The sequence below is a fragment of the Sphaerospermopsis sp. LEGE 08334 genome (assembly GCF_015207205.1).
Lineage (GTDB): Bacteria > Cyanobacteriota > Cyanobacteriia > Cyanobacteriales > Nostocaceae > Sphaerospermopsis.
Genome location: NZ_JADEXH010000028.1, coordinates 1 through 22773 on the forward strand (window position 1 = coordinate 1; position 22773 = coordinate 22773).

Annotated in this window: 28 protein-coding genes; 10 read left to right on the plus strand and 18 right to left on the minus strand. The window is 37.8% G+C overall.

Going from position 1 to position 22773, the window contains the following annotated elements:
- Positions 1 to 175: 175 nt before the first annotated feature.
- On the plus strand, positions 176 to 361 hold the full coding sequence (locus tag IQ237_RS16075) for a GxxExxY protein (RefSeq protein ID WP_228020372.1): 186 nt from the start codon (positions 176 to 178) through the stop codon (positions 359 to 361).
- Positions 362 to 897: 536 nt separating this feature from the next.
- Here the strand turns inward: IQ237_RS16075 and IQ237_RS16080 are convergent.
- The 6 genes from IQ237_RS16080 to gcvT all read right to left on the minus strand — a co-directional run bounded on the left by IQ237_RS16080 (position 898) and on the right by gcvT (position 7931).
- The gene (locus tag IQ237_RS16080; RefSeq protein WP_194056875.1) at positions 898 to 2265 is read right to left on the minus strand and encodes a serine/threonine-protein kinase; all 1368 of its coding nucleotides are present in this window, start codon (positions 2263 to 2265) and stop codon (positions 898 to 900) included.
- 118 nt (positions 2266 to 2383) lie between these two features.
- A complete protein-coding gene (gene gcvP, locus IQ237_RS16085; protein ID WP_194056877.1) occupies positions 2384 to 5296 on the minus strand; it encodes an aminomethyl-transferring glycine dehydrogenase in 2913 nt (970 codons plus the stop codon).
- Between the two features lie 110 nt (positions 5297 to 5406).
- Positions 5407 to 5784, minus strand: coding sequence for an aspartyl protease (locus IQ237_RS16090; RefSeq protein ID WP_194056878.1), 378 nt, complete (start codon positions 5782 to 5784; stop codon positions 5407 to 5409).
- Entirely contained in the window at positions 5775 to 6104 is a 330-nt protein-coding gene (locus tag IQ237_RS16095; RefSeq protein WP_194056880.1) for a hypothetical protein, read from the minus strand. The genes IQ237_RS16090 and IQ237_RS16095 overlap by 10 nt, the downstream gene beginning before the upstream one ends.
- Before the next feature lie 218 nt (positions 6105 to 6322).
- The gene (gene gcvH / locus IQ237_RS16100; protein WP_194056882.1) at positions 6323 to 6712 is read right to left on the minus strand and encodes a glycine cleavage system protein GcvH; all 390 of its coding nucleotides are present in this window, start codon (positions 6710 to 6712) and stop codon (positions 6323 to 6325) included.
- An 82-nt stretch (positions 6713 to 6794) separates the two neighbouring features.
- Positions 6795 to 7931, minus strand: a complete 1137-nt coding sequence (gcvT, locus tag IQ237_RS16105; RefSeq protein ID WP_246605589.1) for a glycine cleavage system aminomethyltransferase GcvT — start codon at positions 7929 to 7931, stop codon at positions 6795 to 6797.
- 246 nt (positions 7932 to 8177) lie between these two features.
- Between gcvT and IQ237_RS16110 the strand changes: the two genes are divergently transcribed.
- Positions 8178 to 8681 carry a pentapeptide repeat-containing protein gene (locus tag IQ237_RS16110; protein WP_194056886.1) on the plus strand — a complete coding sequence of 168 codons (504 nt, stop codon included), beginning with the start codon at positions 8178 to 8180 and terminating at the stop codon, positions 8679 to 8681.
- A gap of 175 nt (positions 8682 to 8856) precedes the next feature.
- Here IQ237_RS16110 and IQ237_RS16115 read toward each other — a convergent pair whose 3' ends face one another.
- A complete protein-coding gene (locus tag IQ237_RS16115) occupies positions 8857 to 9183 on the minus strand; it encodes a DUF760 domain-containing protein (RefSeq protein WP_194056888.1) in 327 nt (108 codons plus the stop codon).
- Positions 9184 to 9384: 201 nt separating this feature from the next.
- Between IQ237_RS16115 and IQ237_RS16120 the strand changes: the two genes are divergently transcribed.
- Positions 9385 to 10137: a TspO/MBR family protein gene (locus IQ237_RS16120; protein ID WP_194056890.1), complete on the plus strand. Its 753-nt coding sequence runs from the start codon at positions 9385 to 9387 to the stop codon at positions 10135 to 10137.
- A gap of 107 nt (positions 10138 to 10244) precedes the next feature.
- Here the strand turns inward: IQ237_RS16120 and IQ237_RS16125 are convergent, their stop codons facing one another.
- Positions 10245 to 10517, minus strand: coding sequence for a hypothetical protein (locus IQ237_RS16125; protein ID WP_194056892.1), 273 nt, complete (start codon positions 10515 to 10517; stop codon positions 10245 to 10247).
- Positions 10518 to 10733: 216 nt separating this feature from the next.
- On the opposite strand from IQ237_RS16125, the gene IQ237_RS16130 reads away from it, so the two are divergent.
- Together IQ237_RS16130 and IQ237_RS16135 are read left to right on the plus strand one after the other, a co-directional pair.
- A complete protein-coding gene (locus IQ237_RS16130; protein ID WP_194056893.1) occupies positions 10734 to 11165 on the plus strand; it encodes an STAS/SEC14 domain-containing protein in 432 nt (143 codons plus the stop codon).
- Between the two features lie 46 nt (positions 11166 to 11211).
- Complete coding sequence (locus tag IQ237_RS16135; protein WP_228020374.1) at positions 11212 to 11439, plus strand: hypothetical protein; 228 nt, start codon at positions 11212 to 11214, stop codon at positions 11437 to 11439.
- Positions 11440 to 11502: 63 nt separating this feature from the next.
- On the opposite strand, the gene IQ237_RS16140 is transcribed toward IQ237_RS16135, so the two are convergent.
- The gene (locus IQ237_RS16140) at positions 11503 to 11784 is read right to left on the minus strand and encodes a hypothetical protein (RefSeq protein WP_194057025.1); all 282 of its coding nucleotides are present in this window, start codon (positions 11782 to 11784) and stop codon (positions 11503 to 11505) included.
- 122 nt (positions 11785 to 11906) lie between these two features.
- Here IQ237_RS16140 and IQ237_RS16145 point away from each other — a divergent pair, with 122 nt between their 5' ends.
- Both IQ237_RS16145 and IQ237_RS16150 read left to right on the plus strand, forming a co-directional pair.
- Entirely contained in the window at positions 11907 to 12173 is a 267-nt protein-coding gene (locus tag IQ237_RS16145) for a type II toxin-antitoxin system ParD family antitoxin (RefSeq protein WP_194056899.1), read from the plus strand.
- A gap of 13 nt (positions 12174 to 12186) precedes the next feature.
- Positions 12187 to 12477 (plus strand): type II toxin-antitoxin system RelE/ParE family toxin, encoded by a 291-nt coding sequence (locus IQ237_RS16150; RefSeq protein WP_194056901.1) that lies wholly within the window; start codon positions 12187 to 12189, stop codon positions 12475 to 12477.
- Between the two features lie 110 nt (positions 12478 to 12587).
- Here the strand turns inward: IQ237_RS16150 and IQ237_RS16155 are convergent, their stop codons facing one another.
- The 9 genes from IQ237_RS16155 to rimI form a co-directional block, all read right to left on the minus strand.
- Positions 12588 to 12905 (minus strand): Nif11-like leader peptide family natural product precursor, encoded by a 318-nt coding sequence (locus IQ237_RS16155; protein ID WP_194056903.1) that lies wholly within the window; start codon positions 12903 to 12905, stop codon positions 12588 to 12590.
- A 61-nt stretch (positions 12906 to 12966) separates the two neighbouring features.
- Positions 12967 to 14313: a ParB N-terminal domain-containing protein gene (locus IQ237_RS16160; RefSeq protein WP_194056905.1), complete on the minus strand. Its 1347-nt coding sequence runs from the start codon at positions 14311 to 14313 to the stop codon at positions 12967 to 12969.
- Positions 14314 to 14449: 136 nt separating this feature from the next.
- Positions 14450 to 14818: an aspartyl protease gene (locus IQ237_RS16165; RefSeq protein WP_194056907.1), complete on the minus strand. Its 369-nt coding sequence runs from the start codon at positions 14816 to 14818 to the stop codon at positions 14450 to 14452.
- On the minus strand, positions 14815 to 15132 hold the full coding sequence (locus IQ237_RS16170) for a hypothetical protein (protein WP_194056909.1): 318 nt from the start codon (positions 15130 to 15132) through the stop codon (positions 14815 to 14817). The genes IQ237_RS16165 and IQ237_RS16170 overlap by 4 nt, the downstream gene beginning before the upstream one ends.
- Before the next feature lie 25 nt (positions 15133 to 15157).
- Positions 15158 to 15406: a hypothetical protein gene (locus tag IQ237_RS16175; RefSeq protein ID WP_194056911.1), complete on the minus strand. Its 249-nt coding sequence runs from the start codon at positions 15404 to 15406 to the stop codon at positions 15158 to 15160.
- Complete coding sequence (locus IQ237_RS16180; protein ID WP_194056913.1) at positions 15375 to 15599, minus strand: DUF6887 family protein; 225 nt, start codon at positions 15597 to 15599, stop codon at positions 15375 to 15377. The genes IQ237_RS16175 and IQ237_RS16180 overlap by 32 nt, the downstream gene beginning before the upstream one ends.
- Positions 15596 to 15772, minus strand: a complete 177-nt coding sequence (locus IQ237_RS27055; protein ID WP_371416113.1) for a DUF6888 family protein — start codon at positions 15770 to 15772, stop codon at positions 15596 to 15598. The genes IQ237_RS16180 and IQ237_RS27055 overlap by 4 nt, the downstream gene beginning before the upstream one ends.
- Positions 15773 to 15912: 140 nt before the next feature.
- Positions 15913 to 18384, minus strand: a complete 2472-nt coding sequence (locus IQ237_RS16185; protein ID WP_096571105.1) for an ATP-dependent Clp protease ATP-binding subunit — start codon at positions 18382 to 18384, stop codon at positions 15913 to 15915.
- A 452-nt stretch (positions 18385 to 18836) separates the two neighbouring features.
- Positions 18837 to 19406: a ribosomal protein S18-alanine N-acetyltransferase gene (gene rimI / locus IQ237_RS16190; protein ID WP_375539910.1), complete on the minus strand. Its 570-nt coding sequence runs from the start codon at positions 19404 to 19406 to the stop codon at positions 18837 to 18839.
- A gap of 165 nt (positions 19407 to 19571) precedes the next feature.
- Here rimI and lysA point away from each other — a divergent pair, with 165 nt between their 5' ends.
- The 3 genes from lysA (at position 19572) to IQ237_RS16205 (ending at position 22750) form a co-directional block, all read left to right on the plus strand.
- Positions 19572 to 20963 carry a diaminopimelate decarboxylase gene (gene lysA / locus IQ237_RS16195; RefSeq protein WP_194056917.1) on the plus strand — a complete coding sequence of 464 codons (1392 nt, stop codon included), beginning with the start codon at positions 19572 to 19574 and terminating at the stop codon, positions 20961 to 20963.
- Positions 20964 to 21065: 102 nt separating this feature from the next.
- Positions 21066 to 22004 (plus strand): diadenylate cyclase CdaA, encoded by a 939-nt coding sequence (gene cdaA / locus IQ237_RS16200; RefSeq protein WP_194056919.1) that lies wholly within the window; start codon positions 21066 to 21068, stop codon positions 22002 to 22004.
- A complete protein-coding gene (locus tag IQ237_RS16205) occupies positions 22001 to 22750 on the plus strand; it encodes an isoprenyl transferase (RefSeq protein ID WP_096571097.1) in 750 nt (249 codons plus the stop codon). Before cdaA ends, IQ237_RS16205 begins: the two co-directional genes overlap by 4 nt.
- Positions 22751 to 22773 lie beyond the last annotated feature (23 nt).

The following is a 22773-nucleotide window of genomic DNA, read 5'->3' on the forward strand; positions in this document are numbered from 1 at the left end:
ATTCAGTCTCATTCTCTCATTTTTTCCTGAATTTATTCTCAATGCCCTATGAATTTCTCTTTAGTAGTCAAATGGGAATTAAAGTCTATATTTTTACTTTCTTTATTGCGTATTTATATTTAAGCCTCTATGCTGCTTATGATACTTGTATATGTACTACATTTTGAAGTGCGGAATGTGGGTTATAGTTGAAAATCAGGTTGTTGTGGAGTTGAAAGCGATAATTAATTTAGAAGATGTCCATTTAGCGCAAGCGAAAAATTATTTGGTTGCTTATAATTTTCCTGTGGGGTTGTTGATTAATTTTGGTGCGTTGAAGTTGGAATATAGGAAGGTTTTTAATTCTAGATATCATGTTTAATTTGTCAGAATCAGGATAAGCAGGATTATAGGATTTACAGGATGTTGTTGTTTTATTGTCTATGAGAAATAGAGACTTTGGGATGATTGATAAGATAAATTATCTGTTAAATTATTAAATTATCTGCTGTTACTTCTTGACTGTTGGTGTAACTGTATTTTATCATCTTTCAATATTTACAGACAATTCATCAATTACAATCCTGTAAATCCTCAAATCCTGGACATCCTGATTCAGACAATGACAATTTCAGCATCCCACCAATAACCTACAAATAACAATCCTGAAAATCCTCAAATCCTGGACATCCTGATTCAGACAATTAAAATTTCCCCATCCCACCAATAATTTACAAATAACAATCCTGAAAATCCTCAAATCCTGGACATCCTGATTCAGACAATAAAAATTTCAGCATCCCACCAATAACCTACAAATAACAATCCTGAAAATCCTCAAATCCTGGATAAGCTATTACGCACCTAAATTTTATAATCCTAAAATGGTTAAATCTTGTGGGGTGGGCAAATGCAAAATTACCATATTTTCAAAAAAGATATTATTAAACTGAAAATACGAAGTAAAATTTCCCAAAAAGCAAGGGTTATTTTCCATGTAAAAATGATTGATTCCCATGTAATACGAAAGGCTATTTTAAAGATATAGATTATCATTTCTGTTAATAAATTGATAATACTGTAAAGTGGACTAGTAGTCACCTCAACACTAGATATTTTTACTTTTCTCAAAGATATAATATTATTTGGCTTGAGAGAATTTTCTGGATTTAGTTTATTATCTTTGCTCAAAGTTCTAATATTGTCTAAAATTGGAGGATTTTCTGTAACTGGTTTATTGTTTTTATTCATCAATATATTTTGTCCAATAATTATTAAACTAAAAACACAAATTAGTAACCCCACAGTTTGAATAAGACTACGACGTGAAAATGCTAATTGTTGGTTAGACTGTGGGAAATTAGAAATTTTTGAGTTGGGAGGTTGGAAACTGGGACTTTGTATAGAACTTTGTAAAACCTTTAAAACTTCCTGTGCTGACTGATAACGATCTTCATAGTTGAATTTTAATAAATTATCTAAAATTTCTCCTAATTCTACACTAACGGATTGTTGTACATGATCACGCCAATTATTTACCCAAGCATAACCTTGATTTTTCCATAAATGCCAAGGATGAACATCAGTGAGCAAATGAAAACAAGTTGCACCTAGACTAAATAAATCACTAGCAGGATAAACTTCTCCATCATCCATTTGTTCAACAGCAGCATAACCAAAAGTACCAATTCTTGTACTTGACTGCAATGTTCCATGAATTTGTTTAGAAGCCCCAAAATCAATTAAAAATAATTTACCATCACTGTAGCGACGCATGATATTCTCAGGTTTAATATCCCGATGAATAATATTTTGATTATGAACTATTATGAGAACTGGCAATAATTCTAGTAATAAGGCTTTGATTTTTTTATCATTAAATTTTCCTTGATTTGTTAATTCTATTAATAAATCTTCTCCATCAATAAAATCTTGAATTAAATATAAATAGCCTCTTTCTTCAAAATAGGCTTTTAGTTTGGGAATTTGGAGATGTTCAATTTTTTGTAATTGTTTTGCTTCTTGTTCAAATAATTCTTGAGCTTTTTTTAAAGCATAGCTACTCTGAGTTTGTGGTGCTAGTTGTTTAATAACACAATTTTCCTCTAATTTATCAATATCTTCTGCTAAATAGGTTTTGGCAAAACCTCCTCCACCTAATGGTTTAATAGGACGATAACGACTTCTGAGGATAACTAAGGGAACACCACAGTTAAAACAAAATTTTTCAGTATCGGGTTGTAAGGGGTTATCACAGTCTGGGTTTAGACAACATATCTGTTTCATGGGTAGGTCTTAGTAGATAAGCTAGGTTATAAAATTTAGATACCGGACTTCTAAAAGATAATTAACAAATCACAATCAAAATGGTGCGTTACATTTCATTAACGCACCCTACAATTAACTAACTATAAGCCTCCATCGGTAAACAAGAACAAACAAAATTCCGATCCCCAAAAGCAGCATCTATCCTACCCACACTTGGCCAGAACTTAAATTCCTTACTCCAACTTGCAGGATAAGCAGCTTGTTCACGAGAATAACCATGATTCCACTCACCAACAATCAAACTTTCCGCAGTGTGAGGCGCATTTTTCAACAGATTATCTTGCAGATCCATCTTACCAGATTCAATCTCAGAAATCTCCTTTCTAATCGCAATTAACGCCTCACAAAAACGATCCAATTCTTCCTTAGATTCGCTTTCCGTTGGTTCTACCATAATTGTACCAGCCACAGGCCAAGAAACGGTAGGAGCATGAAAACCATAGTCCATTAACCGCTTCGCAACATCATCAATTTCGATGTTTGCTGATTTTTTCAAAGCACGTAAATCTAAAATACATTCATGTGCCACAAAACCATTTTTTCCCTGATACAAAACCGGATAAAATGACTCCAATTTCTTAGCGATGTAATTAGCATTTAAAATCGCAATTTTGGTAGCTTCCGTTAACCCCTCTGCACCCATCATTGCAATATACATCCAAGAAATTACCAAAATACTCGCACTTCCCCAAGGTGCAGCAGAAACCGCACCAGAGAATTTTGGATTTTGGATTTTGGATTTTGGATTATTTTGCTGTATTGTTGTCACAAAATGACCTGGTAAAAAGGGTACGAGATGGGAAGCGACACCAATAGGACCCATTCCCGGACCACCACCACCATGAGGAATACAGAAAGTTTTGTGTAAATTCAAGTGACAGACATCTGCACCAATATCACCAGGACGACAAATACCCACCTGAGCATTCATATTAGCTCCATCCATGTAAACTTGTCCACCGTGTTCATGAACTATGGCACAAATTTCTTGAATTGCTTCTTCAAACACACCATGAGTTGATGGATATGTCACCATTAAAGCTGCTAATTCATTGCTATGTTTTTCAGCTTTCGCTTTTAAATCAGCAACATCAATATTACCCTGATCATCACAAGCAATTCCTACAACTTTCATTCCACACATTACCGCACTTGCAGGATTTGTACCATGTGCAGATTGAGGAATTAAACAAACATTTCTGTGTCCTTCTCCCCGATTTTCATGATAGTCTCTAATTACCAAAAGTCCCGCATATTCACCTTGAGAACCTGCATTTGGTTGTAAAGAAATTCCGGCAAAACCTGTAATTTCTCCTAACCAGGTTTCTAATTTTTGAAAGAGAATTTGATAACCTCTGGTTTGAGAAATTGGTGCAAAAGGATGGATTTTCCCAAATTCTGCCCAAGTTACGGGAATCATTTCTGAAGTTGCGTTTAACTTCATGGTACAAGAACCCAAAGGAATCATTGATGTTGTTAATGATAAATCCTTGGTTTCTAGTTGATGTAAATAACGTAATAATTCCGTTTCTGAATGATAGCGGTTGAAAATGGAATGAGTGAGATATTTACTTTCACGAAGTTGGGAAATCTGAGAACTTGAAAAAGTGATTTCTGCAATATTAAAAGGTAGCTGATCTTGCAGTGCGAAAACTTGCAATAAATCAATTACATCTGCTTCCGTTGTCGTTTCATCTAAGGAAATACCCACATCAGAATTATCAAAAATTCGCAAGTTGATATTTCTGGCATCCACAGCTTCTAAAATTGCCTGTAAACTGGTATTTCCTAACTCTATCCGCAGAGTATCAAAAAAGTTGTCACTAACAATTTTATAACCTAACTTTTGCAAACCTGCGGCTAAAGTTGCGGTAAGTTCATGGATATTTTGAGCAATTCCCCTTAAACCATCGGGTCCATGATACACTGCATACATCCCCGCCATCACTGCCAACAATACCTGCGCTGTACAAATATTACTGGTGGCTTTATCTCTGCGAATATGCTGTTCACGGGTTTGTAAAGCTAACCGATAAGCAGATTTACCATGAACATCTTTTGATACACCCACGATCCGCCCTGGAACTAAGCGTTTATACTCCTCTTTAGTAGCAAAATACGCCGCATGGGGTCCACCGAATCCCATCGGAATACCAAACCTCTGGGTGCTTCCTACTGCTATATCTGCGCCTAATTCACCGGGTGGTGTGAGTAATGTTAAACTGAGAGGATCTGCTGCTATTGTCACCAATGCACCCTGAGCATGGGACAGTTCTATAAAGTTGCGATAGTCGTAAATTTTACCATCAGTTGCGGGATATTGCAGAATTGCCCCAAAGATAGTTTCGGAAAAATCAAAAGTTTGATGATCACCGATAATGATATTAATGCCTAAAGGTTTAGCGCGAGTATGCAATACATCAATAGTTTGGGGATGACACGCACTAGAAACAAAAAAGTTATGTGATTTATTTTTACAGATACCATAACTCATACTCATTGCTTCTGCTGCTGCTGTCGCTTCGTCTAATAAAGATGCGTTTGCAATTTCTAAACCAGTTAAATCAATAATCATGGTTTGGAAATTTAGCAACGCTTCTAAACGTCCTTGAGCGATTTCTGGCTGATAAGGGGTGTATGCTGTATACCAACCGGGATTTTCTAAGATGTTCCGTTGAATCACCGGGGGAGTGATACAATCGTAATACCCCATACCGATGTAAGAACGGTAAACTTGATTCTTGTCAGCGATTTGTTTTAATTTTGCTAATGCTGCATATTCGCTTTGTGCTGATGGTAATTTTAAATCTTGGTTAAAGCGAATAGATGAAGGTACGGTTTTATCAATTAAGTCATCTAAACTAGACAAACCCAAGAAATTTAACATTTGCTGAACATCATCGGATTTTGGTCCGATGTGTCTTTTAGCAAACTCACTTATTTGGTTGATTTTAGCGGAAACTTGAGGACGTGGGGGATTAGATACCACAAATTATGCTCCAGATGTCACAGTTTAATATATTGTAATGATTACTTGGAAATATTAGGGAATAGGAAAATTAATTATCATAGTTGACGAATAGAATCTAAGAAAATAGATTATTCCACTTTGTTTAGCGTAAATATACTTTTAGATTTATTGATGAATAGTTCCATGATATCCAACCATGCTGAACCCATGAGAGTATCAGGTATATCATCTCCAACATGAACAGGAATGATCAACTCTGTTTCATCAACTATGACTCTACCTTCATACAAATCAAAATAATCTTCACCTCTTACTGTTCGCATTTCAATTTGTGCTGCAATTCTTGGCCACTCCAAAACTGCTAAGTCTTGGGAGTTGATAGCTAACCACCCACCAGTAAAACCAGTATCTAAAAGAGCTTCAACGGAAAATACTTCGCTATTGGTAGCAACTAACTGAATTTCTAACCATAACTCACCATTGTCACCAAAAGAACCTATACCCATAATCTACCGCAGTTTCCCGTATCATTGAGGCGAAATATAGTTAGTTTCAGGTCGTTATCGCTGTATTTTTGACGAATTTGCTGTATTAACCCTTGTAGATCAGGATTAATCAAATATTCTTCCATATCGGGGTCAATGGCAATAAACCAGTTATGATGATCTACTATTAGCTGTTCTCGAAGACGTTCAAAAATAACACGACACCGTTTAGCTATTTCCTGACGTTTTGCTTGAGAATGATGTATGTCTGATAACTGTGCAGTTTTTGTAGTTGCTGATGAAAGGATGCGACTGCGACGGGGAGAAGATACCTGTCTCATGAGAAAAATTTTTTGGGATTTGTTTTAATTTACAGCAGATTGCAGATCAATGAGGTACAAAATCTAAATTGAAACCTATACACAAAGCAAGTTTTACTCCTGACTCCTGACTCCTGACTCCTGACTCCTGACTCCTGCTGTATATCAACAGATGACAAGAAACAGATCCAAAGAACATTTCAACTCTGTCACCTGTCACCTGTCACCTGTCCCCAGGTTTACAAACCTTCTACTGAAGCACTATACTCACTAGCTGTCATCCCATCTTCAACTTCACCAGGATCATTAACACGCACTTTGACCAACCAACTCTCCCCATAAGGATCATCAACTATTGACTCAGGAGAGTTAATCAAATCTTCATTGCGTTCTACTACTGTACCTGTAACTGGTGAATTGAGGTCTTCCACCGCTTTAACAGATTCAATTGTACCGAATTTTTTTCCTACTTCGACTGCCTCACCAATTTCTGACAGTTCCAAAAATACAATATCACCCAGTTGATCTATAGCAAACTCAGTAATACCAATCGTGGCTATTTCCCCATCTAGACGTACATATTCATGAGTATCTTGATAGCGTAGATCATCGGGATATTCAAAAGCCATAACACTTCCTCTTCCACGTTAAAAAAAATGGAGTTACAAGAGTAACCCAAACAACATTATTCCTCAAAAATCTCAAAACTTGTCAGTTAGTAACACGATTTTTTGAGCGATAAAAAGGACGTTTTACCACGACTGCTGGATAAGCTTTACCGCGTATCTCCACTTCTAACTGCTGTTTAACGGTTGCCAGTGGGCTGGAAACATAAGCTAAAGCAATGGGATAACCAAGGGTAGGTGATAAAGTACCGCTTGTTACGTCTCCCACTACCTGACCTGATGATAATACGGGGTAGCCATGACGGGCAATATTTCGCCCTTGGGTTTGCAAACCTACAAGTTTACGTTGTACTCCCCCGGTTTTTTGCTGTTGTAAAATTTCCCGCCCGATAAAATCGCCTTTAGTATCTAAATGTACCAGCCATCCTAAACCAGCTTCTAGGGGTGTGGTGTTATCGTCAATATCTTGGCCATAAAGTGCCATTGCAGCTTCTAAACGCAATGTATCTCTACAACCAAGTCCACAAGGAATGACACCAGCATCATAGAGACTTTGCCACAATTGTATTCCCACTTCAGGATCTACCATCACTTCAAAGCCATCTTCCCCAGTGTAGCCTGTACGAGCGAGGAAAGCAGGTTGATCAAAAATACTGGTTTCTAGATGTCCAAAGGCTTTAATTGGGGTTAAATCATCGGATACAAAAGATTGTAAAATGTTAGTAGCTTTTGGACCTTGAACAGCAATTAAAATTTTGTCCCGTGACAGGTCTTGAAACTGCACTGTATCCAGGTCAAGATGTTGTAATAACCATGTTTTGTCTTTTTCTGTTGTGGCAGCATTAACGATAATTACCGCTTTTTCGCTATCTGTATTTTCTCTACCTTGGTAGTAAATAATGATATCGTCAATGATTCCCGCTTGCTCATTTAACAATACTGTGTATTGAGCTTGACCGGGTTGCATACGACTTAAATCGGAAGGAACTAATTTTTCTAGTTGGGAAATGAGGTTTTGACCTTGGAGAGTAAATTTACCCATGTGGGAAATATCGAACATCCCCGCAGCATTTCTAACAGCTTGGTGTTCTTGGGTAATACCGCTATATTGTACCGGCATTTCCCACCCACCGAAGCTGGTAAAGCGGGCTTTGAGTTCAACACCGATGTGATATAAAGAAGTTTGCGCTAGAGTTTGGGTATTATTTTCTGGTTTAGCCACAGGTTTTTTTGGTATTTTAGGTATTTTGGGCGATCGCAAGTCAACATTTATCCATCCTAGTATTAAGTCAAAAGTCATGCACTCAAAAGTCAAAACTAATAACTTCTGCTTCCTGAACTCCTGTAACTCCTGACTCCTGACTCCTGACTCCTGACTCCTGACTCCTGACTCCTGACTCCTATTCCTAACTAGCAACTTGGGTTAATAATTAATAGTGTAATTGTTGAGATTTATTAAACAAAAATTATGAAGCGTGGGCAAATTTGGCAAATACTCGCTAGTGTGGTTTTAGCTGTGGTGTTGTTTGTATCTCCCTTATCCGCACAAGCAGCAAGTTCTTCCAGTATTACCCGTTCTGCGGGGTATGAAGTCGAAAGTCAAGATTTTTCTGGACAAAGTTTAATAGGTAAAGAATTTACCAACATTAAACTAGAAAACGCTAACTTTAGCAACGCTGACTTACGGGGTGCTGTGTTTAATGGTACTCTATTAGAAGGTGTAAATTTACATGGTGTAGATTTTAGTCAAGGTATTGCTTATTTAGCCAAGTTCAAAAATGCTGATTTAAGTGATGCAGTATTAACAGATGCGATGATGTTGCGTTCCATATTTGATAAAGTTGATGTTACTGGTGCGGACTTTACCAACGCGGTTTTAGATGGAGTAGAGATTAAAAAACTTTGTGCTAAAGCTAGTGGTATTAATTCTAAAACTGGTGTAGATACTCGTGAATCTTTAGGATGTAGATAAGTAAAACCATAACCCGCCTGGGAATTAATTCCCAGTCTCATAGCAAAAGTCATCTAAAGATGACTAAATAACCCGAAAATTTTTAGTAAACTTTAGTTTACTTTGGTTATTAGCCCAGAAATTCATTTCTGGGCGGGTATGGAAGCTAACAGATAACTCTTTTTAACCTTAATTTTTACTGAATATCTACTAATTGAAAAGTCTTTTCCATTTCTAATCTTTGTTCTGCATTTCGTAGAAAATACCCATCAATCATCGCTGAACCTAAAAGTTTTCCTAATTCATCTCGGCTAGTGGTAATCATAGTATTATATCTGTCATGAGGCAAATTACCTAACATGGCAACAATAGATTTTTGAATCAATTCTAATACTTCTGGTGAGTTAGGTTTAGATAGTTGGGATACTGCTTCTGGGTTTAAAGATTGTATGTATTGCCAAAACTGATCATTATTTTCTTGTGGTGCGAAATACTCAGGCTGAGAATGGGAAAGATTACTCATTGCAATTACTTTCAACTCGCTTGATTATCAATTTATCAAGATATGTCTGAATTGATTGTCAAAGAAACCGAACATGAGAAGATGGGTTTATTCTACAGCAGGAAGTAAAAAAATATAACTATTTATAACTACGGCTGATTGTGAATTATATCATATAATAATTTATGAATACTACTAAAAAATACTCGCAATATATCAACCATGAATCAAACTAATAATATCGGCATTCTGGAAAAGTTTGTCAACACGGTAATGGGAGTAAAACCAGGGAATCAAAAACAGTCCCTCAACACATCAGCAGCAACACAAGAACTAGACATCAAAGCAGTCATCGTTTATAAACTAGGGACTATTCTACAAATAGGAACGATGATTCTAGTATTACTAGGAATGGAAAAGTTAGTCAATTTAATTGATAGTAATTATTCCTTTCCTAGTTGGGTTAGCACTGTAGTTACTGCCTTATTTTTTGCCTTATTAAGTATTCGTTCTCGGATTTTTTCACTTTTAGATAATACCCGTTCTCAAACAACTTATGTTCAAGTCATTAGACCTAGATGGTCGCCCCCACCTTTAGCATTTCCTATAGTTTGGATGCTAATTGCAGTTTTACGAGTGATTTCTTCTGTGTTAATTTGGCAAGAATTAAATCATCAATTCTTAGTATTACCATTCATTTTATTTGTGATTCATTTAGCTGTCGGTGATACTTGGAATACAATTTTTACCGTAGAACGCAGATTAGGTGCTGCTGTTCCTGTAGTGATTTTAGGACCTTGGTTATCTGCAATTATTGTCACAGCAATTTATTGGCAAACAGTACCTTTAGCGGGGATAATTTTATCTTTTTCTTGTGTGTGGTTAACTGTAGCTTCTGCGTTGGTGTTTAGGATTTGGCAATTAAATGGATCTGAGCCATTGTATCCTTTAAAGTTAGCATCTGTGGAGGAGTAGAGGGGTAATTTGAGATAGGCGATCGCCTCTGGCGCTGCGCTCCGCGCAATCGCTCTTTTTTAGTTTATAAAAAATAAGAGCGATCGCACATTTTACCCATAATTTTATCACCGATAATCACGCTCCATATCCCCACAGAAAGAAACAGCGAATTTGTAACCAATACGAATCCCAAAAAGTCGAGCCAAGGGGTTTTTACTACGTAAATAACGCGCTGACTCTATCCCTATTTTATCAACTGCATATTCACCAGTTTCGATATCAATAATCACCATTTTACCAATGTTTTTTTCAGTTTCCACCTGTGAACGAATGCTATTTTCATATAATTCTTTAGCACGTTTGGCAACTTCTTCGCTGCTGAGTAGAATGGCTTGCATTTTGTTAATCCTTGGTTTGTGATTATATTTATTATAATTCAGAACTTGTTGTTAGTTTTCAATATTGTCTGGTTACACGAAAATTCACTTTCATATTTGCTGTAGTTAGTTATCGTCAAAGTTAATTTGCTAAATAATTTTGTAAATTGGGTATCCAGCCGCAAATTCAGGTATAATTGAAATACAATCAACTCAAATAGCTGGTAAGATAGAAATATGCCAAAAATGCAAGTTGAACTGCAATTATCTTCAGAAGATTTGCTCAAAGTAGTTGAGCAGTTTAATCACGATGATTTAAAACAGTTTATTTCTCAAGTCATCGCTTTACAAGCACAAAGAAATGCTCCGAGTTTGCAGCAACAGGAGTCCGAATTATTATTGAAAATCAATCAAGGTATTCCTTTAAATATTCAAAAATCTTACAGCGATTTAATAGATAAAAGAGATGCAGAAATTATCACAGATGATGAATATAAAGAGTTACTGCACTTAACTGCAATAATAGAAAAACAGCAAGCGAAACGGATAGAATATTTGATAGAGTTAGCAAAATTAAGGGGTATTTCACTAAATACATTGATGGAAAATTTAGGTATTCAGACGCTCCTCCGGTTGAAGAGTCATAATTTCATACAGATTAATATATAATTTATTGATAACCTGTAACCCAACTTAATATTGATGTATAATTAAAATGAATATTCTTAAATTTTTGATTATGACATTAAAAGAATTGCAAAAACAAGTATTAAAATTACCTCTGAACGAACGCTGGCAATTGGTACAAACTGTATTAGAATCAACACAGAAAGAAACGCAATTAGTTGTTAAGAAAGGTAATCTATCTCGACTGCGTGGTATTGCTAAAGGTGCAAATACCTCTAGTGATAACAATATTAATGGAGATTATTGTGACTCGTGATATATTTGCATTTTTAGGTTCAGAAATTCCAGTGATTTTACCTGGGGAGTTAATTCATATTTCTCAAGAGTAAAAGCAACGCATTTCTTCCAAATTATAATGCTCTAACATGACTTCAGATTGAGCAGCTAAAATTTTTTGCCGTTCCTCTCTAGGTAATTTCATCAATTCATGACGGCTGATATTTTGTAGTTTCAATTCATCACTATCTGTTGTAGCTGTAAAACGAATTTTCCAATCTTGTTCGTCTTTGAGTTCACCCAGAAGACGGGTAGCAATGGCATTTTGTTCTTCTGCTGGTAATTTCTCAATTTCTGCGATCGCACGCTGTAGTAATTCTGTCATGGTTGAAGTATTTGAATGGTTTTTTATTATTTAGATCATCTCACTACTAACAAAAATTGACAATTATTGACAGGTGTGCAATTCTAAAGAAAAGACTATGTAATTAATTCAAAGGTGAATCTATGAATGTTCATCTGGGTTCTACATTTGACCAGTTTGTTGCTGAACTCGTTGATAGTGGACTATATCAGTCACAAAGCGAGGTCATTCGTGAAGGTTTGCGGTTATTAAAAGAACGGGAAGATTTACGGAAGTTGAGAATGGAAGAATTGCGGAAGGAAATACAAATAGGAATAGACCAACTTGATAGGGGTGAAGGTGTAGCTTTTGATGCTGAAAAAATCAAAGCTGAAGGGAGAAAAAGACAAGCTGCAAAGCGCATTAGTTAGCAGTATTTAAGATATGGCAAGTATTTTTCAATCCCCAGAAGCTCAAAATGACCTCATTGAAATCTGGCTCTATATTCGTCAGGATAATGAAATTGCTGCTGATAGAATTATAGATGCTATTAATGAGAAGTTGATACTTTTATCAGAATCACCACAAATGGGGAAACTTTGTGAGGAATTAGCACCATCACTTAGAAGTTTTTCTGTTGGTAAATATCTTTTGTTTTACCGTTCCGTGGTTGATGGAATTGAACTTGTAAGGGTAATTCATGGTGCAAGAGATATTCAAAATTTGTTTGAATAAATACGCATTATTTTTACTGTTAACTAGAAGCGATACCTTCGGTAAGCTTCGCTAACGCACTCCCTCCACTATGATCTAACTAAGAGCGATCACACACCTTAAACTAAAAGCTAACCAAGAACATTTTTCTGGCAGACAGTTATAATATTTGTGTTTAAGTAATCTAAACCTCCTATACCTTCTGGTATTTTTTTGAATTTAAAATTATGGTTTTCAATAAAACCAATGTAGAATTTTTTAGTATCATATTCTTTTTTAGCTTCTAATTTTTCTTTAATACCAATTGTCAAATCTTGTATTGTAAGTTTATAACCTAAGTTTACACAAATTTGCAAAATATCTTCAATTTTTTCTGCTTGTTTTGCTTCTTCTTGACAAATTGGATCATTTTCGATTTCTTCCAAAAATTGAATTATCTCTGTATTCATACAAAACTCCATAATACCTTCTCTAAATCATAAATGTGTTTCATATTGTAATAATACTATATTAATCATCATTATCAACTTTAAATGAGTCAATACTATGAGCAATTTCAATTATTGACTCTACTGTACCATATTTCAAAATAGCCTCCCATTCTTTTAATAAATCTTCAATAAATATCCATCGGCATTTTTTATCTAGTTTCAACCCTTTAAAACAAGCTCTGGATAGCTCTTTTATCACATTATTGACACGAGATTTAGGAAGTACGATATAAACTGGAAAAGTTAGGTTTGGAGAAAGAGCAATTAAATCTGCTAAACGTAATAATCCTGAGTATATAGATGTGGTACATTCAACCTCAAAAGCAGCATTCACATGGTTATCACCACTCAACCAAACTACATCAATATACTTAACAATTTTTTGTGATTGATTACCGATTCCTAAATTTGGTAAAGCATCAATACTAAAGCCGCCTAATTTTTCATTGTCCCATATATCTGAGCGATTATCAGACGCTATCCAGACTGAACCACAGATTTTTTGACCTAATTTAGCTAATACCCATTGTGTTTGTGTGTGTTGAGTTTGACTTTGCTTTACATCACTTTCTTTCTGATTATTATCGCTCTGTGTTTGTGAGGCTTGCTTTTTGCCATTTTCTTTATTGGTTTGTGTTGGTAAAGCTTGTTTTTTGCCGCTTTTTATATTTTTCTTGAGCATTGTCAAAACAGGACTTGTGAAAGCAGCATGAATACCGTTTTCTTCATATACCTTTTTTAATGCTTCTGCTTCATCAATATAACCAAATTTATCTGCCTTATCAATATATGATAAGACTTCACGTAATTCATCACCTGAATTAATCTTTTTATTCAATGCTTCTCTTAATCGGGTTGCTTTGGCAATGTCACCATTTTTCTCTGCTTCATCAATAGCTTGTACTACTCTCTTACCTTTGTAAAAAGTAGAACCAGATTCCAAACCAATCAATGCTGCAACTTTATCCCTAGTTGTTCCCTGACTCCCATTTTTATCTCTCCTACGCTGAAGTGATTTAGGTGACAAAATCGCTTCCCACATTATTCCTTCTCTGCATATTTGCTCGATTGTTATTCGTCTGACTTGATTCTTGAGTAGCAGAGCTTTTAATTCTTCTGCTTCATTAGGAAATTCTATTTCTATGACATTAACGGTTTCCCAACCCAAGAGTTTAACTGCCTTACAGCGTCTATGTCCACTAATAATCCTACCATCAGGTGTGATAATGAGAGCGTCGCTTAAACCATTTTCTTTAATGGATTGAGCGAGTTCTTGTATATCTTCATCACCATAAATACTTTCATTTTTTGGATGAGGCTTGAGTTCGGCAACTTTTCTCTTCTTGATGATCTGAATATTAGACATTGAATTGAATGGCAAAAACAGGATTTATTAGACGCATTATTTTAATATAACAGTAAATTTGTTTGATTTAATACTATCATTCGTTAGCTTATACTTCTTTACTGCTTAAACCCATTTGCAGTTAATCAACTTAATATTACCCTAATGTCAATATCCCTGTTGAAAAATTAACAGTTAACGGTAATATTTTCAACCACTGCAACCCCAGCAAAGGTTCAGGAATACCTTCCCCTGCTAAAACAGGAATAATATACTCCTGTCCATCTAATTTCACCTTACCTTCATAGATATCAAAAAAAGCCTCACCCCGCGCCATTCGCATAGTGCGATTTTGTTCAATGATATTCCATCCCAGACCAGCAATATCTTGAATATCAATCGCTAACCAACCTGTTGTAAACCCAGTATCTAATAACAGTTCAATCGAATATTCTTCTTCATCAAGAGTTATTAAATCTATTTCAAAAATTAACTCCCCAATTTCACCAAACTTACCTAAAATCATATTCTGTCACAAGCACCTGTTTCATTGATGCGAAAAGTAATAATCCAGCCACTAGGATATTTTTGACGTGCTTTCTTTTCAGCAATTGCTATATCTGGATCAATAAAATAATCACCACTATTTGGTTCAATTACAATAAACCAATTGTAATGATCGGCGATTAATTGTGGACAAACTTGATCAAACACAACACGCGCTTTTTGTCCACGAGCATTTTTTTCAGCTTGTCGTCTAGCTAATTCTTCCGGTGGTATTGTAAATTCTGGAAATATTCTACCTTGTTGACGACGACGAACAGATTTTGTATTAGTCATTATTTTCCCTACCTCATATACTAACTCACACTAATTCAGCAGCTAAAAGCCTACCTTCAAATGGTTCATACTCATCTTCTAATAACCATAACTTAGCTGCTTCATAATTATTACTAGAAAATACAACCTTATTACCCTGTTTAGGATCATAAACTTGACAATTCCCCTCTTTATCACAAAGTAATAACAGAATGTATGGAGGTGATAACATCGAATCTATCCATACTTCTGTCAATTCCCAATTATTCTTGATTTCCCAAAACCCCGTTTTCATTACTAAAACGCTGCAAAAACTCAGGATAATTCATCAAATCATCAACAGATTCTGATGGTGGCATTTCTACCCAATTTGCCTCAGCATTCAATTTATCAACATAAATGTAGAATGCCTCTTGGTCATCTCGATGAGATAAAACATAAGCACGTAATTCCTTTGTACTCATACTTTGGAAGTTAGGCTGACTCATACCACATACCTCCATTTACCATTAGGATATATTTCTATCATATTCTCTTCACCCGCGAGGATAAACACATTACCTGTACGTTTATCAACTCGAACCAGATTTATAGGTAAATAAAGCTTAGTTAACCAACAACACAGAATAAATAACTGCGTTTTTTGCTCAGATGTAGGAATGACCTGTACTCCTCAATACCACTCAATACCAAAAATATATCACTCCCTCCCTCTCTCTGCGCCTCTGCGTGAGAAAAAACAAAAAAAACGGCAGAGAACCAACATCCTCCACCGTTTATTTATTATTGAAAAAATCCTAACTACAACTCAACACCAGGAGTCAACAACTCCCGACTTTCTCTAGCTGTAACTTGGACAACACCATTTTCATCCACATCAACGTAAGCAACATCACCGTCTTTGATGCGTCCAGACAGAATTTCTTCCGCCAAACTATCTTCCAACAAGCGCATAATTGCCCGACGTAATGGCCTTGCACCGTAGCTGGGACTGTAACCTTCTTGAATCAAGCGGTCCTTGAAGCGATCGCTCACTTCTAAAGTAATGCCTTTTTCTGTCAACCGACCAAACACTTCTTTAAGCATAATGTCGGCGATTTCAGTCACTTCAGCCTTATTCAACTGGCGGAAGACGATAATTTCATCCAAACGGTTCAAGAACTCAGGACGGAAGTATTGCTTCAGTTCCTCATTCACCAAAGAACGAATCCGGTTGTATTGAGACTCAGTTTGATCCTCAGCAAACTCGAAACCAATACCGCTACCACCCTTCTCAATTACCTTAGAACCAATGTTAGAAGTCAAAATTAACAAAGTGTTCTTAAAGTCCACTGTGCGTCCTTTAGCATCAGTCAAACGACCATCTTCTAAAATTTGCAGCAGCATATTGAAAACATCGGGGTGTGCTTTTTCGATTTCGTCAAACAGCACCACAGTGTAAGGACGACGGCGTACAGCTTCTGTTAACTGACCACCTTCGTTATAACCAACGTAACCTGGAGGAGAACCGATCAACTTACTGACGGTGTGACGCTCCATGTACTCGGACATATCTAAGCGAATCATTGCTTCTTCAGAACCGAAGAAGTAAGAAGCCAAGGATTTAGCCAACTCGGTTTTACCTACCCCAGTCGGACCAGAGAAGACAAAACTCGCAATGGGTCGGTTAGGATTCTTCAAACCAACTCTAGCGCGACGAATCGCACGGGAAACAGCTTTCACAGCATCATCTTGACCGATGAGGCGCTGATGTAAGGTGTCTTCCATGTGCAGCAACTTCTCAGATTCAGACTCAGTGAGTTTGTTCACTGGTACACCGGTCCAAGAAGCAACGATGTGAGCGATGTCCTCTTCTGTAACTACAGGTTCAACACCATCACCACCGGCTGCATTAGTTTTGTTTTGAGCAATGGAGCGAATTTCCGCTTTAATTTCCATTTCTCTGTCGCGCAGTTCTCCAGCACGGTCAAAGTCTTGAGAACGGACAGCATCATCTTTTTCTTTTAAGATTTGCCGCAGTTCCTTATCTAACTCCTTCGCTGCTGGGGGTAGCTGAGAATTAATCAAACGGACGCGAGAACCAGCTTCATCAATTAAGTCAATAGCTTTATCTGGAAGGTAGCGATCGCTAATATATCTATCAGACAACTTCGCCGCCGCCACTAAAGCTTCATCGGAGATTTTTAACTTGTGGTGCGCTTCATAGCGATCGCGCAAACCATATAAAATTTCTATTGTTTCATCAACGGTAGGTTCACCAACCATCACAGGCTGAAAACGTCTTTCCAACGCTGCATCCCGTTCAATGTGCTTGCGGTACTCATCCAAAGTAGTAGCGCCGATACACTGTAACTCACCCCGTGCCAAAGCTGGCTTGAGGATATTCGCAGCATCAATCGCCCCTTCAGCAGCACCAGCACCGATTAAAGTATGAACCTCGTCAATTACCAGGATGACATTACCCGCTTGGCGGATCTCATCCATGATTTTCTTTAGACGTTCTTCAAATTCACCCCGGTACTTAGTTCCTGCAACCAGTAAACCAATATCCAGAGTTACCACCCGTTTATCTTCCAGGATATCCGGGATATCTTTGTTAGCGATGCGACTGGCTAAACCTTCAGCAATGGCTGTTTTACCCACCCCAGGTTCACCAATCAGCACTGGATTATTTTTAGTCCGGCGACCCAAAATTTGAATCACACGCTCGATTTCCTTGGCGCGTCCCACCACAGGATCGAGTTTGTTATCCACAGCCATTTGGGTCAAATTCGAGCCAAATTCATCCAAAGTTGGGGTTTTTGTGCGACCCGAAGAACCGCCAGGAGTCACTTCCGCAGTTTCTCCCAACATCCTAATCACTTGGGTTCTCACCTTAGACAAATCTACACCCAGGTTTTCTAGCACCCTGGCTGCTACGCCTTCCCCTTCACGGATGAGACCCAACAGCAGATGCTCGGTGCCAATGTAGTTATGCCCTAGTTGGCGTGCTTCTTCCAAGGATAGTTCTAAAACCCGCTTTGCCCGTGGCGTAAACGGAATTTCCACAGCCACAAAGCCGGAACCCCGACCTATGATTTTTTCAACTTCAATCCGGGCATCTTTAAGATTGACACCCATTGACTTTAGCACCTTGGCTGCCACCCCCGTGCCTTCCCCGATCAGACCCAGGAGGATCTGCTCAGTTCCCACAAAGTTGTGACCTAAACGGCGGGCCTCTTCTTGGGCCAGCATGATTACCTTAATGGCTTTTTCTGTGAAGCGTTCAAACATGGCATTTTTCCCATCACCTGCGTCGTGCCGGTATGCTGATTTTAGCACAGGCTAAAATTTTGGATATCTCTATCAAAAAAATAGATATCCCCCAGCCATCACACAAGTTGATGGGTTCATTCATTAATTTTTATTACTTTCTCTATCGCTAGTTTGATGAGGAGGTTGAATTTACTAGCTTTCCTGGAAATTACGACTAACAGGACACCACTAATTTTTAGATTTTGTTAATCTATTCCCAAACAAACTTAATTATCATATATAATGGTACATTGTCAATATAAAAAGTTTAAGTATAAAAAATATTTATCAAACAAAAATATTTATTTTGAAATATTAATAAATTGGGCATTGGGCATTGGGCATTGGGCATTGGGTTGTTAACCTCCCCATCACCCCATCACCCCACCTCCCTCTTCCCTATTCTCTCTTACACTGTCACCTGTCACCTGTCACCTGTCACCTTCTTCACAAATTATAAAACTCCAAGAAGATTTCTTTAGGCGATCGCTAATCATCACTTCCCAATCATCCAAATTTTTGAGAAAACTGGGCTGTTGTAGGTTAGAAGTCCACAAAATTAAAGCATCTTCATTATTATCCTGGTAATAGCGTGGTCTTTTACCCGCAGTCTTAAAGCCAAATTTTTCATACAGAGAAATTGCCTTTTGGTTAGAAACCCTAACCTCCAAAGTTGCCCTTTCTAAACCGCGATCGCTTGCTGTTTTCAGTAGAGCATATAACAAAGCCTGTCCTAAACCTTGACCCTGATATTCAGGATGAACCGCCAAAATTGTAATATGCGCTTCTTCTAAAATTGACCAAAAACAACCCATTGCCAACAAACCAGATTTGGAAAATGGTGTAAATAAACCCAAAAAATGACTATTAGGACTTTCCAACTCTCGACGGTAGCCTTCTATAGTCCACAAACCATCAAAACAGGCTTTATCAAGTTCCAGCAAATCAGTTAAATGCTCTAAAGTCAAGGATTGAATTTTTAAATTTAATAGTTTCACGATGAAGGGAACAGGGAATAGGGAATAGATAGCAGGGGAGGAAAGGGAAGTTAATAACCCAATCACCAGTCACCGGTCACCAATCCCCAATCACCAATAAAGCTGTAAACTTAGAATCGGGAGCTTAACTCACGTTCGTAAATTTAACAAGGACAGATTTTATTAGTTATGGTATCGACTTACCCCGTCAAGGTTCAACCTTCTGGCAATCAATATCTATCTCCCAGCCAAGATAGTACAAATATTTATCCTAATCAACAACTCCTACCCTTGACTGCTAGAGTTAATCGTGATGATTTTCTAGAAATCGGTGGGTGTGATGTCACAAAGCTAGTTCAGCAGTTTGGTTCACCTTTATATATTTTGGATGAAACAACCTTGCGGATAGCTTGCCAACAATACCGGGATACCTTTAAAAAATACTACAAAGGTGAATCTCAAGTATTGTACGCCTCTAAAGCATGGAATTGTTTAGCAGTTTGCGCCATTGTCGCTTCAGAAGGTTTAGGAATAGATGTAGTATCTGGTGGCGAACTTTACACAGCTTTAGAAGCTGGTGTGAGTCCAGAGAAAATCTACCTCCACGGAAATAATAAATCCCGTGATGAGCTAACTTTAGCCATTGAATCAGGTTGTACCATTGTTGTTGATAACTGGTATGAATTACATACTTTGGTAGAACTGGCAACCACAAATACAGCTATCCGTATTATGCTGCGGTTAACTCCGGGGATTGAATGTCATACCCATGAGTATATTCGCACCGGACATTTAGATAGTAAATTTGGTTTTGACCCCAATGATTTAGAAGAGGTATTTGCCTTTGCGAGCAAAGAACCCGCTTTAAACTGTGTGGGTGTACACGCTCATATTGGTTCACAAATTTTTGAACTTCAACCTCATCGTGATTTAGCGGCTGTGATGGTACAGTGGTTGCGAGATGCAGCTAAATATAATTTAGAATTGACAGAGTTAAATGTCGGTGGTGGTTTAGGGATTAAGTACACCGAATCAGACGATCCCCCAAGCATTGAAGAATGGTCAAAGGCGATTTGTGAAGTGGTGCAAGAAGCTTGCGCTGCTGAAAACTTGCCCCTTCCCAAGCTACTTTGTGAACCAGGGCGATCGCTCATTGCCACAGCTTGCATTACCGCCTACACTATTGGTTCAGCTAAAACCATTCCCGATATTCGTACTTATGTCACAATTGATGGGGGAATGTCTGATAATCCTCGCCCCATAACATATCAATCAGTTTACAGGGCAGTAGTAGCTAATAAAATGTCTGCTCCTTTGACAGAAACAGTCACAGTAGCGGGTAAACACTGCGAATCAGGAGATATTCTGATTAAAAACGCCCCACTTCCCAAAACTGAACCAGGCGACGTTCTCGTAGTTATGGCAACTGGAGCATACAATTACAGTATGGCATCTAACTATAATCGTCTACCCCGACCGGCTGCTGTGTTAGTGGCTAACGGTGAAGCAAATTTAATTTTGCAGAGGGAAACCTATCAAGACATCATTCGCCAAGATTGCCTACCTGAAAGATTGAAATAGTTATTTTTTCTTGGTCATTGGTCATTAGCTAAGAATCATGACTAATGACTAATAACTAATGACTAATGACTAATGACTAATGACTATTAGAATCCAGATGTCATGAGAGATTGGTGGAAGCAATGGCTGACGACAAACCTGGGATGGTCACAGTCCTTGCTGCTTGGGACTCTGGATATTCTGTTAGTGCTAGCGTTGACATACATGATCCTGGTGATTATTAGTGAACGCCGGATACTATGGATGGTGCGAGGATTTATAATCTTGATGCTGGCCTCAGCATTGAGTGGGAATTTGGGGCTACCTTTGCTCAATTTCGTTTTGGAAAAGTTGGTAATTGGTTGTGCTGTAGCTATGGCCGTAGCACTCCAGTCAGAGTTTCGCCGATTTTTGGAACAATTGGGACGGGGTGAGTTTCGGCAGTTGTTTCAACCTAACCGCTTGACAGTGCCTAAATCTGATAGCGTGATTGATGAAATTGTCGATGCTGTGAAAGAACTGTCAAAAAATCGGATTGGTGCTTTGCTGATTTTGGAAACTACCGGACCAATGGATGAGCGAGACTTTTCTGTACCTGGTGTAAAGTTAAATGCAGAGGTGTCTAAGGAACTGATACAGACAATTTTTCAGCCCAAAACTTTATTGCATGATGGGGCAACTTTGATCCGTGGTTCGCGGATTGTATCATCCGGTATAATTTTACCACTTTCGGGACGCACAGCTTCACGCCAGTTGGGTACACGCCATCGGGCAGCTATGGGAATTACGGAACGGGTCGAAAATTGTATTTGTGTCGTTGTATCAGAAGAAACGGGTTCTATTTCCTTAGCTGAAAGGGGAACTCTATATAGACCACTGACGATTAGAAAGTTAAAAGAGTCTTTAGAGGAAAGATTTTCGCCAACTGTAGACCGAGAAGCTGTAGCACCTGGTCTTTTCAGTTTAGGTCGTCAACTAGGTGGTCAAATATTAGCACTGGTTTCACGTTTACTTAGATTACCATCGACTGCTTCTCGCCAAAAAAATAAGACCGAAAAATGACTACACAACATACTGAACTGCAATATTTGCCTTCTGATTTAAAACGAGAATTACTCCCCCAGCACGTTGCGGTGATTATGGATGGCAATGGTCGATGGGCTAAACGTCAAGGTCTACCTCGAATTATGGGGCATAAGCGGGGAGTTGATGCCCTCAAGGATTTGTTACGCTGTTGTAAAGATTGGGGTATTAAAGCTCTCACTGCTTACGCTTTTTCTACGGAAAATTGGAAAAGGCCACAGGAAGAGGTGGAGTTTTTAATGAGTCTTTTCCAACGGGTTCTGCGTCAAGAACTGCGGGAAATGGTGGAGGAAAATGTGCAGATTCAGTTTGTGGGCAATTTGCAAGCTTTACCAAAATCGCTACAAGAAGAAATTTCTCGCTCTATGGCAGAAACTAAGGATAATCAAAGTATTAAGTTTACAGTAGCTACTAATTATGGCGGTAGACAGGAAATTTTACAAGCTTGTCGAGCGATCGCCCAAAAAGTAGAGGAAGGTTTATTAAAACCAGATGAAATTTCTGAACAGTTATTTGAAAGTCATTTATATACAGCTGGTATCGCTGATCCAGATTTGCTAATCCGCACCAGTGGAGAAATGCGTTTATCTAATTTCTTACTTTGGCAAATGGCCTATGGTGAAATTTATATTACTGATACTCTCTGGCCAGATTTTGATAGAAAGGAATTTCACCGCGCTTTATGTGCTTATCAACAACGAGAACGGCGGTTTGGGAAGGTTTAAGAAGTAATGCTATATTCAATAGT

Bases quoted from the DNA above. Each gene is read 5' to 3' on its own strand.
- IQ237_RS16075 (WP_228020372.1), top strand. From the start codon at position 176: ATGTGGGTTATAGTTGAAAATCAGGTTGTTGTGGAGTTGAAAGCGATA.
- IQ237_RS16080 (WP_194056875.1), bottom strand. From the start codon at position 2,265: ATGAAACAGATATGTTGTCTAAACCCAGACTGTGATAACCCCTTACAA.
- IQ237_RS16090 (WP_194056878.1), bottom strand. From the start codon at position 5,784: ATGGGTATAGGTTCTTTTGGTGACAATGGTGAGTTATGGTTAGAAATT.
- IQ237_RS16095 (WP_194056880.1), bottom strand. From the start codon at position 6,104: ATGAGACAGGTATCTTCTCCCCGTCGCAGTCGCATCCTTTCATCAGCA.
- gcvH (WP_194056882.1), bottom strand. From the start codon at position 6,712: ATGGCTTTTGAATATCCCGATGATCTACGCTATCAAGATACTCATGAA.
- IQ237_RS16110 (WP_194056886.1), top strand. From the start codon at position 8,178: ATGAAGCGTGGGCAAATTTGGCAAATACTCGCTAGTGTGGTTTTAGCT.
- IQ237_RS16115 (WP_194056888.1), bottom strand. From the start codon at position 9,183: ATGAGTAATCTTTCCCATTCTCAGCCTGAGTATTTCGCACCACAAGAA.
- IQ237_RS16120 (WP_194056890.1), top strand. From the start codon at position 9,385: ATGAATCAAACTAATAATATCGGCATTCTGGAAAAGTTTGTCAACACG.
- IQ237_RS16125 (WP_194056892.1), bottom strand. From the start codon at position 10,517: ATGCAAGCCATTCTACTCAGCAGCGAAGAAGTTGCCAAACGTGCTAAA.
- IQ237_RS16130 (WP_194056893.1), top strand. From the start codon at position 10,734: ATGCCAAAAATGCAAGTTGAACTGCAATTATCTTCAGAAGATTTGCTC.
- IQ237_RS16135 (WP_228020374.1), top strand. From the start codon at position 11,212: ATGAATATTCTTAAATTTTTGATTATGACATTAAAAGAATTGCAAAAA.
- IQ237_RS16140 (WP_194057025.1), bottom strand. From the start codon at position 11,784: ATGACAGAATTACTACAGCGTGCGATCGCAGAAATTGAGAAATTACCA.
- IQ237_RS16145 (WP_194056899.1), top strand. From the start codon at position 11,907: ATGAATGTTCATCTGGGTTCTACATTTGACCAGTTTGTTGCTGAACTC.
- IQ237_RS16150 (WP_194056901.1), top strand. From the start codon at position 12,187: ATGGCAAGTATTTTTCAATCCCCAGAAGCTCAAAATGACCTCATTGAA.
- IQ237_RS16155 (WP_194056903.1), bottom strand. From the start codon at position 12,905: ATGAATACAGAGATAATTCAATTTTTGGAAGAAATCGAAAATGATCCA.
- IQ237_RS16160 (WP_194056905.1), bottom strand. From the start codon at position 14,313: ATGTCTAATATTCAGATCATCAAGAAGAGAAAAGTTGCCGAACTCAAG.
- IQ237_RS16165 (WP_194056907.1), bottom strand. From the start codon at position 14,818: ATGATTTTAGGTAAGTTTGGTGAAATTGGGGAGTTAATTTTTGAAATA.
- IQ237_RS16170 (WP_194056909.1), bottom strand. From the start codon at position 15,132: ATGACTAATACAAAATCTGTTCGTCGTCGTCAACAAGGTAGAATATTT.
- IQ237_RS16175 (WP_194056911.1), bottom strand. From the start codon at position 15,406: ATGAAAACGGGGTTTTGGGAAATCAAGAATAATTGGGAATTGACAGAA.
- IQ237_RS16180 (WP_194056913.1), bottom strand. From the start codon at position 15,599: ATGAGTCAGCCTAACTTCCAAAGTATGAGTACAAAGGAATTACGTGCT.
- IQ237_RS16185 (WP_096571105.1), bottom strand. From the start codon at position 18,384: ATGTTTGAACGCTTCACAGAAAAAGCCATTAAGGTAATCATGCTGGCC.
- lysA (WP_194056917.1), top strand. From the start codon at position 19,572: ATGGTATCGACTTACCCCGTCAAGGTTCAACCTTCTGGCAATCAATAT.
- cdaA (WP_194056919.1), top strand. From the start codon at position 21,066: ATGAGAGATTGGTGGAAGCAATGGCTGACGACAAACCTGGGATGGTCA.
- IQ237_RS16205 (WP_096571097.1), top strand. From the start codon at position 22,001: ATGACTACACAACATACTGAACTGCAATATTTGCCTTCTGATTTAAAA.